Annotated in this window: 13 protein-coding genes and 2 pseudogenes; all 15 read right to left on the bottom strand. The window is 38.6% G+C overall.

The window, feature by feature from the left end:
- Positions 1–199 precede the first annotated feature (199 nt).
- Entirely contained in the window at positions 200–967 is a 768-nt protein-coding gene (locus tag JCM19034_RS08345; protein ID WP_062048838.1) for a LamB/YcsF family protein, read from the bottom strand.
- Positions 954–1,967, bottom strand: coding sequence for a biotin-dependent carboxyltransferase family protein (locus tag JCM19034_RS08350; protein WP_062048840.1), 1,014 nt, complete (start codon positions 1,965–1,967; stop codon positions 954–956). Before JCM19034_RS08350 ends, JCM19034_RS08345 begins: the two co-directional genes overlap by 14 nt.
- Positions 1,957–2,540 (bottom strand): annotated as a pseudogene (pxpB, locus tag JCM19034_RS24740) (5-oxoprolinase subunit PxpB). The gene JCM19034_RS08350 and the pseudogene pxpB overlap by 11 nt, the downstream one beginning before the upstream one ends.
- Positions 2,444–2,674 carry a carboxyltransferase domain-containing protein gene (locus JCM19034_RS08365; protein WP_062048846.1) on the bottom strand — a complete coding sequence of 77 codons (231 nt, stop codon included), beginning with the start codon at positions 2,672–2,674 and terminating at the stop codon, positions 2,444–2,446. The pseudogene pxpB and the gene JCM19034_RS08365 overlap by 97 nt, the downstream one beginning before the upstream one ends.
- A 70-nt stretch (positions 2,675–2,744) precedes the next feature.
- Positions 2,745–3,578, bottom strand: a complete 834-nt coding sequence (locus JCM19034_RS08370; RefSeq protein ID WP_062048848.1) for a uroporphyrinogen-III synthase — start codon at positions 3,576–3,578, stop codon at positions 2,745–2,747.
- 272 nt (positions 3,579–3,850) lie between these two features.
- Positions 3,851–4,123: a nitrite reductase (NAD(P)H) small subunit gene (locus JCM19034_RS08375; RefSeq protein ID WP_370621857.1), complete on the bottom strand. Its 273-nt coding sequence runs from the start codon at positions 4,121–4,123 to the stop codon at positions 3,851–3,853.
- A 16-nt stretch (positions 4,124–4,139) separates the two neighbouring features.
- Positions 4,140–6,561: pseudogene (nirB, locus tag JCM19034_RS08380) on the bottom strand (nitrite reductase large subunit NirB).
- Positions 6,562–6,588: 27 nt separating this feature from the next.
- Positions 6,589–7,146 carry a hypothetical protein gene (locus JCM19034_RS08385; protein WP_197276381.1) on the bottom strand — a complete coding sequence of 186 codons (558 nt, stop codon included), beginning with the start codon at positions 7,144–7,146 and terminating at the stop codon, positions 6,589–6,591.
- Positions 7,088–8,065, bottom strand: a complete 978-nt coding sequence (cobA, locus tag JCM19034_RS08390; RefSeq protein WP_197276366.1) for a uroporphyrinogen-III C-methyltransferase — start codon at positions 8,063–8,065, stop codon at positions 7,088–7,090. The genes JCM19034_RS08385 and cobA overlap by 59 nt, the downstream gene beginning before the upstream one ends.
- Positions 8,066–8,252: 187 nt before the next feature.
- Complete coding sequence (locus tag JCM19034_RS08395) at positions 8,253–10,391, bottom strand: molybdopterin oxidoreductase family protein (RefSeq protein WP_062048853.1); 2,139 nt, start codon at positions 10,389–10,391, stop codon at positions 8,253–8,255.
- Positions 10,392–10,407: 16 nt separating this feature from the next.
- The gene (locus JCM19034_RS20920; RefSeq protein ID WP_082393882.1) at positions 10,408–11,355 is read right to left on the bottom strand and encodes a (2Fe-2S)-binding protein; all 948 of its coding nucleotides are present in this window, start codon (positions 11,353–11,355) and stop codon (positions 10,408–10,410) included.
- Positions 11,337–12,713, bottom strand: coding sequence for a nitrite reductase large subunit NirB (gene nirB / locus JCM19034_RS20925; RefSeq protein WP_082393884.1), 1,377 nt, complete (start codon positions 12,711–12,713; stop codon positions 11,337–11,339). The genes JCM19034_RS20920 and nirB (JCM19034_RS20925) overlap by 19 nt, the downstream gene beginning before the upstream one ends.
- Before the next feature lie 380 nt (positions 12,714–13,093).
- The gene (locus tag JCM19034_RS08405) at positions 13,094–13,969 is read right to left on the bottom strand and encodes a carbohydrate ABC transporter permease (protein WP_062049262.1); all 876 of its coding nucleotides are present in this window, start codon (positions 13,967–13,969) and stop codon (positions 13,094–13,096) included.
- 7 nt (positions 13,970–13,976) lie between these two features.
- Positions 13,977–14,846, bottom strand: a complete 870-nt coding sequence (locus JCM19034_RS08410) for a carbohydrate ABC transporter permease (protein WP_062049265.1) — start codon at positions 14,844–14,846, stop codon at positions 13,977–13,979.
- Between the two features lie 78 nt (positions 14,847–14,924).
- Positions 14,925–16,115: a sugar ABC transporter substrate-binding protein gene (locus JCM19034_RS08415; RefSeq protein ID WP_370621869.1), complete on the bottom strand. Its 1,191-nt coding sequence runs from the start codon at positions 16,113–16,115 to the stop codon at positions 14,925–14,927.
- Between the last annotated feature and the right edge of the window lie 9 nt (positions 16,116–16,124).

Genomic DNA, 16,124 nt, shown 5'->3' on the forward strand with positions numbered 1-16,124 from the left:
CCATATAACACAACAATACCTGCAATTATAGCAAAAAGCGTTTTATTTGAAAGCTTCATGAAATCACCTTTCCTTTTTCAACACAATTATACAGCAGATTTCAGCTCTTGAAAGGAAGTTGCTCGGAGTTCTCTTAATATACCGTTACGAGTTCACAAGATGTTTAGAACTTGAAACATCTAAGCCGGATCTTAGTTTTTTATCTTAATGAATAAGGTACTACTTGTACACCTTCGACTGCAAGTGCACGCCTTAATTCTTTCCCAAAGCGAATGGCGTCTTCATTATCACCATGAATGCAAACCGTATCGGCTTTAATTGGAACCCATTTTCCTTCTATTGATTTCACTTTTTGTTCCTTGATCATCGTTAGCACTTGAGCTACAGCTAATTTACTATTTGTAATCATCGCCTTTTCCCCAAGGTGTCTAGGAGTTAATGTCCCATCTGATAAATAAGTACGGTCAGCAAACACCTCGTTGGCAACCTTTAACTGTTTTTCTTGCCCGGCTTTCACAAGCTCACTTCCTGATAAACCATACAAAATAAGTGATGCATCACAATCGGCAACTGCCTGTGCAATGGCACTTGCAACTTCAGGATTGATTGCTGCTTCATTATAAAGTGCACCATGAGGTTTCACATGCTTTAATGCCGTTTGGTGAAGGGAACAAAAGCCTTTCAGTGCACTAATCTGATAGACAACCATATGATAAATATCGTCTAATGACGTTTGAATAAATCGCCTACCGAAACCAGCTACATCTTGATATCCGGGATGTGCTCCGATTTGTACACCTTGATGTGCGGAAATCTTAACCGTTTGAGCCATTGTATTATGATCGCCTGCATGATATCCACACGCAATATTAACCGATGTAACAGCTTTTATCAATTCATGATCATTTCCAATTTGATAAACGCCAAAGCTTTCTCCAATATCACTATTTAAATCAACTGTTAGCACCGTACATTCTCCCCTCTAACAATCTAGCATCTATACTTGCCCTTAATTGTTCTAGATTCTGATTATTTTTTCGATATAATCGCTCAGCTTCCATTATATCAGTTTCTTGAAAAACAATAGAATCTCCTGGCTTTAACTGTGCCAGTTTGGAACGATCAACGGCAATCACTTGTCCAATAATCGGATACCCACCAACAGTTTGGCTATCAGCCATTAAAATAATTGGTAGACCACCACCAGGTACTTGTATCGTCCCAAATGAAACAGGCTCAGAAAGAAGCTGTTCCGTTTTCCTAAGTGCCAATTTTTCCCCGTTAAGTCGATAACCCATACGATCAGACTCTAATGCTACTTTGTATGTGCTATTCAAAAACGTTCGTTGACTATCTTCAGAAAAGAGGTCATAGTGCCTACCACGTACAATGCGAATTATTGGTGTATTCGATTTCAACATAGACACCCCTAACCCCCACAGCAACCATTTTCCTCCCATTTTGGTTATCAGTTCACTTAAACGTAGCGAACGCTCTTGGTAGCTTTTAACCGTTAATTTGTCACCAGCTTGCAGCACCCGACCTTTATAGCCACCAATTTCAGCTCGTAAATACGTACTATAGCTATTCATTATTTTCTTCATTTCTAACCCACCTGCAAAAGCGAGATAAGAGCGACAGCCACTTTTTACTTTTCCAAAGGAGAGAATATCTCCCTTTACAGCTAATACAGGTCGATGAATTGGAATTTCTCCCCCATTTATAAGAGGCGAAAGATTACCTCCAGTTATGGCAAACAGTACATCCTCATGGAATCGAATCACTGGACCTATTAACGTTATTTCTAGAGCTGCCTCTGTTGGATCATTACCTACTAATAAATTCGCTACTTGTAATGCATCTGTATCCATCGCTCCACTTACACTAACACCCACTTTTTGAAACCCGTACCTACCATTATCTTGGACCGTTGTTAGTAGGCCCGCCTTTACAATTTCAATGGTCATATTTTACCTCCTTGTATGACCAAAATTGCCTTTTGGTAATCGGTTCAAACTGAATGCGATCTCCGATATTCAATAACGAGACATTTTCCTCTCCAGCATTAAATAATCTCATTGGCGTACGACCAATAATGTGCCATCCACCTGGTGACTCTATTGGGTAAATCCCCGTTTGGTTTCCGCCAATCGCCACTGAACTTGGCGTAATTTTCAATCGAGGACGATCATTTCGCGGTGTCATTAACTTTGGATCAAGCTCTCCTAAATAAGGGAATCCAGGAGTGAAACCAATCATATAAACGGTATATATTTTTTGGAGTGAAGAGCAATTACTTCTTCTACCGTTAAACGATGATACTTTGCAACCTTTTCTAAATCTGGACCAAAATCTCCACCGTATACAACAGGTATTCGAACAAGCCTTCCCTTACGATCTTCATTTAACACAACGCTAGCTAAGTATTCTTTTAACTCATCTATCATAAAATCAAGTGGGCATTTATTGATTTTTCCAGAAGAAGCGGGTTCAAATAGACCATTACACACGCATAAGAGGGAACAACTTCTACTACCCATTGAAACCTTGCCTCTTCTAACACCTTCGTAATCAATTTTACTTTCTTATGTGTAGCAGCGTTTAGCTCCTTACTAATCCGAATCAAAAGTGCGGTTTCGCTAACCTTTTCAATATGAGAATATAACGCGTCCATTGTCTCCCCCCTTATAGAAGAGTACACTAATTTCCGTATCTTTCCCCAATATCATTAATCATTCTGACTATCAGTTCCGCTTCGATTCTGATTTTCCTTTTTCACTAAAATAACGTGACAACTCAATGATCATCGCACCCATTCGCTCGAATTCAGGATAAACGATACGTTTTATACCTTCCTCTTCTAACGCTTCAGCAGTGACTTTTCCTACCGCAACGGCAACTACCTTGTTGTTCAAAGCATCAATGAATGTGTCACTATCCTTTTGATTATTTATATATCGGAACAATGAGCGAACTTGAATAGCTGATGTGAAACAAATAGCATCAATTTCATCATTATTAATTTCTTGTAATAAAAGGCTAATCGTTTTTTCATCTGGTGGAACATGTTGATATGGAAGTAATTGATTCACCATAGCCCCTTTGTTCTGCAAATACGTAATTAACCTCGGGACGTTTTCACCATGAAGCTGGACAAGAACACGCTTATTATCGAACGATACGTCATTTAGCTTGTTCATCAAACCTGCTACCGTTCCATCATCATCCTTAACATCAGGTTCCAATCCTAACTTCGAAAGCACGCCAAATGTTTTATATCCTCGAGTTGCGAGTTTGGCTTGCTGTAATTGTGTCATAAATGTATCTTTTAAGGCGATCTCGTCTGCCATTTCTAATAATGCCTCTGTTCCAATACCAGTCGTAAAAATAGCCCAATCAAACCCTTTTTCAATCGCTTCTAGCAATGCTGGCTTTCCTTCATCACTGGCTAGAAACACTGTACCCTGTAATGAACGGACGATCGGAGTACCTCCTTGTTTTTTAACAAGCAAACTCATTTCCTCTGTTTTACGTGATGCTGCTAATACTACCCTTTTTCCTGATAATCCTTTACCCAACGAAAACCACCCTCTCCGTACGCTTTTGTTGCTATTATAACCTAAGTCACATACTAGACATAACTATTTAATTAAACGTTTAATTAGAAAAAAATCCTCATATTAAAGGTGAACTGTACAAGCTTTTCACAAAAAAGTAACACGTCAAGGAAATATTACTAGGCTTTTTTGAGCAAAAAATGCCCAAGAGGTTCCATCCTCTTGAGCACAATTTTTTTTCTATTATAAAATCAGATAAATAGCATCATCTGCAATTTCAACGTTATATCGTTTTACGCACCTTTATCTGGTGCTTGAACAAGGCCATCCTCCATATTTATTTTCCAATCGTGAAGCGGACAAAATACATATTCTCCACTGACAATCCCTTCAGATAATGGGCCTCCTTTATGCGGACAACGGTTTTGTATCGCATGAACATCACCTTTATTTTGTATAAATAAGGCAATTTCCTCTTCTCCTACCTTGACACGTTTTCCTACACCTACTGAAAGATCCGAAACATAGGCAACCAAGACTTTTTTGTCATTCTTTGTTTGATTCATTTAGATCGCTCCATTCCTAAACCGTTTCAACTTGACTCATTTTGAATTCTGCCTGCTTTTCTTCTTGATCGACAATTTCCTGCCAAGGATCTGATAATTGTGAAAGAGCTACTTCCATACGTTCGTTTAATGCCTGGCACCCTTCTTCATCTTCCAATATTACCTTCTTCATATGATCTAAGCCAACACGTTCTACAAAGTGCGATGTTCGCTCAAGGTAACGTGCATTCTCACGATAATACTGCATAAATGCACTAATAATACTGATGACCTCTTCTTTAGTCTTTACTTTACAGAATAGATCACCTGCACGAAGGTCAACTCCACCATTACCGGCAACATATAATTCCCATCCACCGTCAACACCAACAATGCCAAAGTCTTTAATTCCAGATTCAGCACAATTACGTGGGCAAGCCGATACAGCCATTTTTACTTTATGTGGTGTATTAATATATTCGAACTTCTTTTCTAGCTCCATACCTAATGAAATTGAATCTTGCGTCCCAAACCGACAGAACTGCGATCCGACACATGTCTTAACTGTACGTAACGCTTTAGCATATGCCGAGCCCGATCTCATACCAAGATCTTTCCAAACTTTCGGCAAATGATCCTTTTCAATACCAACTAAATCGATCCGCTGACCACCTGTCACCTTTAACAAAGGAACTTGATATTTATCAGCAACATCGGCAATTTTGCGTAACTGATCCGAATTCGTGACACCACCGTACATTCTCGGTACTACAGTGAATGTTCCATTATTGTTAATGTTCGCATGTGCACGTTCATTAATAAAACGCGAAGTTGGATCATCTGCGTTTTTAATTGGATCAACCATTTTCAAGTAATAGTTAATCGCTGGACGACATTTTGAGCAACCTTCATCCGACTTCCAACCAAGTACATTCATCACCTCACGTGGGTGAGATAGACCTAACTCTCGAATTTGAGCAACGACATCCTCATGCGTATGCTCTGTACAGCCGCACATCGGCTCCTTCACGTCAGCTAACTCTTCACCTGTCGTGAACGAAATTAAATCAGCAACTAACGGTTACATCCTCCACAAGAGCGCCCTGCATTTGTACACTGCTTTACCTCTTCAACTGTCGATAACCCCTGTTCTTTAATTGCTGAACAAATATCCCCTTTAGACACACCGTTACAGCCGCAGATTGTTTCACTGTCAGCCATTGCAACAACTGGGCTCTCAGCAGGTCCCCCACCATTTTCAGAAGGTAAGATCGCCACTTTACTCATACCGGAAATATCTCGGTTCGTTCGGATCATATCTAAAATTCTCGGTGAATCAGACGTGTCTCCAAATAATACAGCACCAATGACTTTGTTATCCTGAACTACAACTTTCTTGTATATTCCTTCAAATTCATCATGCACACGAATTGCTTTTGTTTTCTCACCATCTTGGAATGTTCCTGCCGAAAAAACGTTAACACCAGACACCTTTAACTGTGTATAAATAATTGAACCTTGATAACCTGGTTTTGTCTTGACCTCATTGTTACATAAGTGCTCAGCTAGTACTTTTCCTTGCTCATACAATGGTGCTACTAAGCCGTATGCAATTCCTCTATGCTGTGCACATTCACCGACAGCATAGATATTTTTTTCACTTGTTTCCATATAATCATTAACGATAATAGCACGATCTGTTGTTAAGCCACTCTTTTGAGCAAGCTCAATGTTAGGCTTTATCCCAACTGCCATCACGACCAAGTCAGCTTGAATGCTCGTACCATCCTTAAACTTCAAACCCGTTACGCGATCTTTACCGAGAATTTTCTCCGTTTGTGCTTTTAACAAGAAATTCATCCCTTGACTTTCTAACTCTTCTTGCAGCATTATCCCAGCCTGATTATCCAATTGTCGTTCCATTAACGTATCAGAAATATGGATAACGTCGACTTCCATGTTTAAATTCAACAGACCGCGTGCAGCCTCTAAACCGAGAAGTCCCCCGCCAATGACAGCTGCCTTCTTATACTTTTTCGAAGTCTCAATCATTGTTTGACAGTCTTTAATATTTCTAAATGCGATAACGCCTTCCTTATCAGCACCTGGCAGTGGAAGCATAAAAGGATTTGAACCCGTTGCAAAAATTAGCTTATCATAATGACATTCAATTCCCTTTTCGCTATAAACGACTTGCTTTTTACTATCAACCTTCACAATTGGATCGCCTGTGTGTAATGTCACGTTATTTTCCTTATACCAATCGTAATCATTTAATACAATATCGTTAACATCTGCATCGCCCTGTAATACCGAAGAAAGCAAAATCCGATTATAGTTAGGATGTGGTTCTTCTCCAAAGACCGTCATATCATAGCGATTAGCATTTTTTTTATAATCTCCTCTAACGTACGGATCCCTGCCATACCATTTCCGATCAATACGAGTTTCTCTCTCACAAAAAATCTCTCCTATCTTTAATTGAATTAACTTTCGATAGCTACAGGAAGCGAGCTTATCGACATAATCTGAATCAATTCATCACTTCCAAGACTTTTTCTATACGTATAAATTGGCTTTATTCCTATTGATTGCAAATATGGCATTACGCTTTCTTCGCATATCACCTTAGTTTCTTTAATGAAGGACGTAACAGCCCCTACTGAATTCAGAAGATTCGAAAATCTCAGAGCGTTCGCCATGTTTGTTACTATAACGGTATTAATATGGCCATCATCTATCATTCTCTGAAACGTTTGGTATTCTCGTGCAGTAACAGCTTCATTAACTTGAACAAACTGCTTATAATCTTTTAATGGGCCCACCGCAGCTAATTCAAGATCACTTCCTACAACTACTGGTGAACGTAATTCCTTTATATGATTTACCTTTACAGCCATAAATCCGGCCGTTTTTAATACATTTAGTGTACAATTATCGAGGCAATAAAACGTTGCTTTCACTCGCCTTCTATCAATTTCCTGATCATACAACGATTGTAGAAAAGTCGTCGCTGTAGAGCCTGATAAAAAAAAGGAGTTCATCCTTTTCAGACAAATGAACGAGAGTTTGAATTTGTTCACTCGTCAATCCCTCTTTAACCGATAATTGTTTACTATATATATCTGCCCCTAGCCTTTTCCATTCCTTCAATGGAAGGTGATCGTCTTGTTCTTCTTGCGGAACAAGAACACTAGTACCTGAAAGCGGTCGATTATCGTACCATTGTAGCTTCTCTCGTAAAGCAGCAACTTGACCAACGATAATAATAGCTGGATTTGCAATCTGCTTTTTCTCTATTTCTTTCACAATTGAAGATAATGTCCCTTCAATCGTTTGCTGTCGACTATACGTTCCCCATTGAACAACGAGTACATTCGTATTAGCATTCATTCCGTGGGTTTTTAGCTGGTCTACAATTGTTTTAAGATGTTTTACACCCATATAAAAGACAATTGTATCAACACCTGTTGCAAGTGCACTCCAATTCACATGGGGTTTTCCATCACTTGCTTTACTATGACCAGATACAACAGCAAATGACCTTGAGTGCTCACGATGCGTAATGGTAGCTCCAGCATACGTTGATGCTGCAATTCCTGCTGTAATGCCTGGTATGATCTCAAACGTAATTCCATATTTGGCAAGAGCCTCTGCTTCTTCACCAACTCTTCCGAATACAGATGGATCACCACCTTTTAGTCGAACAACTGTCTTCCCTTTTCGTGCATGGATGAGCAATTCTTTATGAATATCTTCCTGCCTGAGGAGGTGTTGACAAGGCTGTTTTCCGCAATAAACTAATTTGGCATCAGGTTTCGTTTCCATTAAGAGAATTGGATTAACTAACCGATCAAAAATAACAACATCTGCTTTTCTTAATGCACGTCTTCCTTTTACCGTGAGTAAGTCAGGATCCCCCGGTCCCGCCCCAACAAAGTATACAATCCCTCGCTGTTGCAAATCTGTCTCCCCCTCTCTTAATACTAAGTGTAAAGCAATCTTTAACGATGATGTGAATTTATGTAAGATATCCTCACATAAGAAAAAAGGAAAGTTTCGTTCTAGCTATGTCGCATGTCTCCTCCCATTCTTCTTTCAGTTCGTTCATACGAAAGATTGTGGAAAATCACTAATAAATAGTAGTGATTTACTCTACTAACATGGAAATTTGAACAGGCGTTACTTTAAATCCTGGCATGCGGCACGTCGGATCTAATTGACCGGAAATAAGATCATTAATATTTTGTGTGTCGCCCCAGTGAAATGGGACAAACACTGTATCTTCTCGAATATTCTTTGAGAACCGGCTACGAACAGAGACAGCTCCACGTTTTGACCTAACCTTCACAAGTCGACCTTCTTCTATTCCATATCGTTTGGCCGTATCTGGATGTATTTGAATATGTGATTCAATATCCCTCGCAACTAATGCTGTGCTTTTACGTGTTTGCACCCCTGTTAAATAATGCGACACGACACGTCCTGTTGTTAAATACAATGGAAATTCGTCTGTAACTAATTCTTTCGCCTGATGAGGAGTATTAGGTACAGCAATTAAATGGGCTTTGTTATCCTCATGATAAAATCTCTCAGCAAATAACCTATCTGTTCCTGGATGGTCCGTTGATGGGCAAGGCCACAATAGGCCAGTTCCGTTTCTTAGTCGCTCATAGGTAATCCCGTAATAGTCGGCTAATCCTCCACGGCTAGCCAAACGCAATTCGTTAAAAATCTCCTCAGGTGATGAAAAAGTAAAATATTCACCTTTTCCTAACATGTGTGCAATCTCACATAGTATTTCCCAATCATGTTTCGTTTCACCTGGCTTTTCTTTAGAGGCTGGACGGAGCATAACTCGTCCTTCCAGGTTCGTAATGGTTCCCTCATCTTCAAGGTAAGAAGTAGTTGGTAATAGTAAATCAGCATAACGGCCCGATTCCGATATAAACATATCGACTGAAACGATAAATGTAAGTTTTTCTAACGCTTCTTTAACATAAGTAGCATTTGGGTTTGAAACAATTGGATTTGACCCCATAATAAACATCGCTTTAATGTCACCTACGTGTACCTTCTCCATCATCTCATACGCTGATACACCTTTTCCCGGTAAGTCTTTCTCCTCAACACCCCAAACATCGGCAATATGTTGACGATGTGCCTTGTTTACTATTGAACGATATCCTGGTAATTGATCTGCTTTCTGACCATGCTCTCGTCCACCTTGTCCATTGGCTTGACCTGTGATTGCACCATATCCACAGCCTTCTTTCCCAATTTTCCCCGTTACTAATAACATATTTAAGAAATTACGAACAGCCATACTTCCATCCGTTTGCTGTTCAACACCTCGTGCAGTGAAAATCATCCCTCTTTTGGCTTCCCCAAACGCAATAGCTACACGCTCTAGCTCTTCAACAGATACTCCTGTTAATTCTGAGATAAGATCGAGACTACAAGATTGTACATGCTTACGGACTTCCTCAAAGCCATTTGTACGTTCCAATAAAAATGTCTCGTCGATCAAATCTCGTTCTATCAAAATCTTTAATAGCCCATTTGCTAATGCTGCATCGGTTCCCGGCTTCAACTGAAGGTGCCAATCAGCGATTTTTACTGTTTCTGATTCACGCGGATCAATGACGATAATCGTCGTCCCATTTTCTTTTGCTCGTTCAAAATAAGGCATAATCGTTGGTTGGCATTCTGCTATATTCGTCCCTACTAGTAGAATACAGTCTGTTTGTTCAATTTCATATAAACGTCCTGTTAATCCACGGTCTATGCCGAATGCTTGGTTTGCAGCAGAAGCTGCTGCGGACATACAAAACCTTCCATTATAATCGATATATTTTGTTTTCAAGGCAACGCGGGCAAATTTCCCTAATAAGTAGGCTTCTTCGTTCGTTAAAGAGCCGCCTCCATATACCGATACAGCGTGATAGCCAAATTCCTTTTGTATACTTGTAAATTGCTCCTTTATAATAGATAGGGCAAAATCCCATGATACCGGAACAAACTGCCCGTCGACTTTAAAAAGCGGCTGTGTTATACGTTCTTTATTCACTGCATGTTGATAAGCGTTCATCCCTTTCACACATAAACGCCCTTCAGATGTTGGATTTTGAAGTGCAATCGTTTTATAACGAGTTCGATCTGGCCCTTTTTGCTCAATCACTCGCATTTTACATTGCATACTACAGTAAGGACACTGCGAATCAAATGCACGTTCTGATTGTATTTCTTCTTGCTTTGGACGAGAATACTTTACTAATCGTTCTGCCAAAAATCTCACATCCTCTCTAATTAATTGCCTGATTTTCAATATTCATATACTGATGTAAGTCTACTTTAAGGGCGGCTATTAGCTGATCCCTTAGCTCCGTTGAAAAAATTACTTCACGAATATGAATGATGCCTAACCGATTTAACCAACTATAAAGATCTTCTAAATATTTTGCTGTTTCACGATAGTATTGTAAAAAGGTAATCGTTAATAAAGCAGCTTCTTCTTGCTCTACTACAGCAATTAATTGGTCACTAACATACATCTCCCAGCCTCGGCTCATCCTGATGAGCTTGAGCTCCTTTTCTTCATTTACGCCTATATTGTAATTTGCTGTGACGTTGATAAACACATGTTGGGGAGCAAATATCGTATCAATCGCTTCATCTAACTCTGTGGCAATATGATTTATATCCTCAACATACGCTTGTTGAATGGAGCCGCCAATAGATGTTCTTGCTTTATGAATCCAAAATTCTGATTTTGGCTTTCTTTCTATTTTTAACCGTTCCATGATCGGTCGTACATTTGACTTCTCCACATTTACTAGCATCAATCGCTGATCCTCTGTTAGAACAACCTTAGATTGATTGTATTCTTTCATTAAACCAAGTACATCTTGAAGATATGATTCCTTTAAGAGTGCCCCTTTCAAAGGCATTGTTATAGAATAACGACCATCACTTTGATGCTTAACTCCACCTAACTGTTCAATACTATAACTCCAACTCTCCTGTTTATAGATCATCCGTAAATAATAATGTAGTGCGTTTGAACAAGCATCACAGCCTTCACCCGACCATTTCAATTCGCTCCGTACTTTATCTACTGTGTTTAATTGTTTCGTGACGATTTCTTCTAGCACGTCATCCTCTGTTAAAGATGTACAAGAACAGAAAGGCTCTTCAACAATTGCTTCATTAAAATGATCACTTTGAATATAAGCTAACAACTCAGCAACCATCGGTTACAGCCACCACATGAGCCAGTCGCTTTCGTACACGTTTTTATTTCTTCAACAGTTGAACAACCCTTCTTCTGAACAGCCTCAATAATGTTCCCTTTGGAGACATTATTGCAATTACAAATAGCTTGTGACATAGCCATTTCCTTAAAATGATCTTCTTTTTTCTGACTATTTATTATTAATTCTTTTACCTTCTTTCGATTTTCACCTTTCTGAATCATTTTCATCAATGCTGATCCATCCTTTGTATCCCCATACAAAACAGCACCTACAACAACATCATCTTTGAAAACAACCTTTTTATATACCCTTTCGGACTCATCTAATAAAAGCAAATTATTAGTATCGTCACGATCATGAAACTGGCCTACTGAAAAAACGTCAACACCTGATATTTTCAACTGAGTTGATAAAACGGTCCCTTGATATCCTCTAGTTGGCTGATTACACAAATGCTTTGCCAACACAACCCCCTGCTCATATAACGGCTTAACAAGACCATAAACAAACCCCCGGTGCTCTACACATTCACCAACCGCATATATATTCGGGTCATTCGTTTGCATGTAATCATTGACGATAATCGCTCGATTCATTTCTAACCCTGCATCCTGTGCAAGTGCGATATTTGGTCTTACCCCTACCGCCATCACAACAAGATCAGTTCTAACAGAAGTGCCATCTTTAAACTCGATCCACTTTACGCGATTGCGACCAAGTAACCTGGCTGTTTGTTTTTCGAGCAAAAAATTCATCCCTTGTCGTTCCAATTCCTCTTGGAGCAATTTTGCCGCCTTTTTATCAAGCTGACGCTCCATTATATATGAACCTAAATGAATGACATCAACTTCCATTCCCAGATGCAATAATCCTTTAGCTGCCTCCAAGCCTAATAATCCTCCGCCAATGACCGTCGCTTTTTTATAAGACTTAGCTGATGCAACCATCTTTTCACAGTCCTCGATCGTTCGAAATGCCATAACCCCTTCTAAATCAACTCCAGGAAGTGGAATCATAAATGGGGTTGAACCCGTTGCAATGATCATTTTATCGTATGGAATCTCTCGACCAGAGTCCGTCTCAACAACTCTTTTGAGGCGGTTGATTTTTATCACTGTTTCTCCGGTATATAAATGAATATTATTTTCTCTATACCAGTTCATATCATTAATCATAATATCATTCATCTTCGTTCCACCTTGAAGAACAGATGAAAGCATTATGCGATTATAATTTCCATGTGGTTCCCTGCCGATTATCGTAATTTCAAAATCATTTGAATGCTTCAGTATTTCCTCCACACACCGCACGCCGGCCATTCCATTTCCAATAATGAGAAGCTTTTGATTTCCCATCTCAAACCTCCAGCTATCCATGATGCACTTATTATCGCACGTACTATTCCCTCTGCCTGTAACTATGTCATATCTTATGACATACATTCTTATATAAGATGGAGAACTCGTTTTTTTAGAGATAAGAGAATCTATACCCTGCTTATTGTAGTCCCTTATCAAATTCCACTTCGACAAGTACATGGCCATGCATCGAAATTAGAACTTTTGAAATAACTATTGAACTTTTTTAGTTGAATTTCACAAACCTTCTAAATGAAATCAAATTATTTATTACATTTATACATAAAAAAAGCCCAAAGCAGATTTATACGCTTTAGGCAATGAACTAGGTTGATGAACCGGCTATTCATGTTCACTGTCTGTATTCTATTTACTCATTATCCTTTCATACCTGTTATCGTAATTCCTTCAATAATTTGCTTTTGAGCAAAAATATAGACAATCAGAATAGGAATAATTGAAATAACTGTTCCTGCCATCATGAGTGACCAATCTGCCGTATATAAGCCTTTAAATTGATTGAGTAATAGTGGCACTGTGAAATTACTTGTTGAATTCAAATATATAAGTGGGTCTATGAAGTTATTCCATGCCCCCATAAATGTAAAAATACCAATAGCAGCTAATGCTGGTCTTATTAATGGTAAAACTACACTCCAATAAATTCTAAAATAATTTGCACCGTCTATCACTGCTGCCTCTTCTAATTCTGTCGGAATATTCATTATAAATTGCCTTAATAAAAAGACTGCAAATGCGTTAAATAAGGCTCCAGGAACAATTAATGTTAAATGAGTGTCTAGCCAACCTAACCAATCCATCACTAAATACAATGGAATCATCGTTACTTGTTTAGGGATCATCATTGTAGCTAAAAACAGAATAAACAGCACATTGGAACCTCTAAATCTAATTTTTGCAAACGCATAGGCTGCCATGGAAGCTGTGAATAATGTACAAATAACGATTATGATTGTTATATAAAAGCTATTAAAATATGCTTGGGCAAATGGCATTGCTTTTAATGAGTTTGGATAGTTGCTCCAAACAAACGGATCAGGAATCCATTGTGGAGGGATAATAAAAATTTGTGACAAATCTTTAAACGAACTTAGTATTGTCCAAACAAACGGAAACACCATGGCTAAAGCCCCAATAATTAAGAAAACATGTAATAAAAGTGTGGATATGCTTATTCTCTTTTTCTGTGTTCTCTGCTTCTCAACATTAATAGGCTTCCATTTTTGATTCATAGCTACTTTATTGTTCATAATGCACCCACCTATTCTGTAGCCTAAATTGGATAAGCGTAAAAGTTAGTATGATGACAAATAGAATCATGGCTGCAGCTGCACTTTTCCCCATTGTGAAATAAACAAAAGCTTCCTCATAAATATGAAAGACCATTGTGTAACTAGCTTTTGCTGGTCCTCCATTAGTCATAACAAATGCCTGATCAAATACTTGGAACGAAGTAATGATAGTCATGATTGTCACAAAAAAAGTCGTTGGTGTGAGTAAAGGCAATGTGATATGTTTAAATTTTTGAAAAGGATTTGCTCCATCAATTTCTGCTGCTTCGTAGTAGCTTTTGGGAATTCCTTGAAGCCCAGCTAAGAAAATGACCATATTATAACCTAGTCCCCACCAAATGCTTAATAAAGCAATTGAGGGCATTACCCATCTTGGATCAGTTAGCCAATGCGGGCCCTCAATCCCTATCTTAGCTAACATTTGGTTTAAAATGCCGAAATCACCATTTAAAAGCCACATGAAAATAATCCCAACTGAAACAGAGCTTGTAACAACAGGCATGAAAAAAAACACGCGATACAAATTTTTTGCTATTACTTTATTTAACGCAACTGCTAGTAACAATGAAATAGATATCCCTATTGGAACAACCATTATCATATAATAAATTGTATTAACCATTGCCTTCCAAAAATCAGCATTGTAAAACTGTTCAACATAATTAGTGATTCCTATAAAATTCAAATCCCCGAATCCGTCCCAATCCGTAAAACTAAGCCACAGTGCGTAAATGAGCGGAATTAACGAAAAAGCTAATAATCCTATTAATTGCGGACTAATAAATAAAAATCCCCACAAGTTATTTTTCCGATTCATTTCATACTCACCCTTTTTGAATAAGGGACACCAAGTGAGAACCTTGGTGTCTATATCCTCAAAATTTTTCATAGACTTTTATTCTTCTAAATGTCCTAGTACCTCTTCAATAATATTATTAATTGTCACTTCAACATCCTGACTTCCAAGAAACATCAAATCCATTTCATCACCAATATCAGAACTCATCCCCGGATATAGAGCATCGATAGCCAGATTAGATCCATGTGTAAATCCATTGTCTCTAGCATCTAAAAAGTAATCAAAATGCTTACTATCATCTACAACGGCTAGCGTTGCTTCATCCGCAGCTGGATGTGAAGGCATTGCACTACCTCCTTCTCCTGTTCTAGCTTCTTGTCCATATTGACCTACGTAATAGGAGACGAACTTCAATGCTGCTTCTTTATTTTCACTAGACCCATTTACAGCCATGTACGCTACTGGTAACCCAACTGGATTTTGGAGCTCCCCCGTATTACTCGGCATATAAATATAGTCAAATTCTAAATTAGGACTTTGCTCAAATTGTGGCGTAAACCAACGTCCACCAGAAATCATCCCTACCTGATTGGACATAAACATAGCATCAACTCCCTGACCTTGAGGTAGTGAACCAGCATATGTCGCAACTCCATCCTTCACCATTTGATCGATAAATCGTATAGCTTCTTTTGCTTCTTCGTTATCTGGTAAAACAAAGTTAGCTTCCTCGTCAAAAATTAACCCGCCATTCGACCAAATCCAGCTATACCAGTGAGCCCACCAATTTTCTATAATAAATCCACGTTTTCCCTCAGAAACTAGCTGATTTGACACTTCTAAAAAAGCATCCCAATTCCATTGTCCTTGATCGTAATAATCCTGCGGGGATTTAATACCAAGCTCCTCAAATAATCCCTTGTTATAGTAAATAACCATTGGATTAACATCAGGTGTTACTCCATAAATGATTTCATCCTTTTTAGCTGGACCATATAAACCTTCTGGGAAATCTTCTAGCTTTGAATAGCTTTCATCCGATGAGAAAAATTCATTTAATGGTTCAACGACCCCTGCCTCAATTAAACGTGCCATTGTAGGCTCATGAGCATAAAAAACATCTGGACCGCTGCTTCCTTGAAGTGAAGTCATTAGCCTTTGTTCATACTGATCTCCTGGAGCTGCCATTAACTCGACATGTATATCTGGATTCTCATCCATAAAACCATCTACAGCTTTCTTATATACTTCAATTTCTGCTGGATTTCCCCATGCTTGAAACGTTATACTACTAGA

Source organism: Bacillus sp. JCM 19034 (assembly GCF_001310635.1).
Taxonomy (GTDB): domain Bacteria; phylum Bacillota; class Bacilli; order Bacillales; family Bacillaceae_D; genus Halalkalibacter.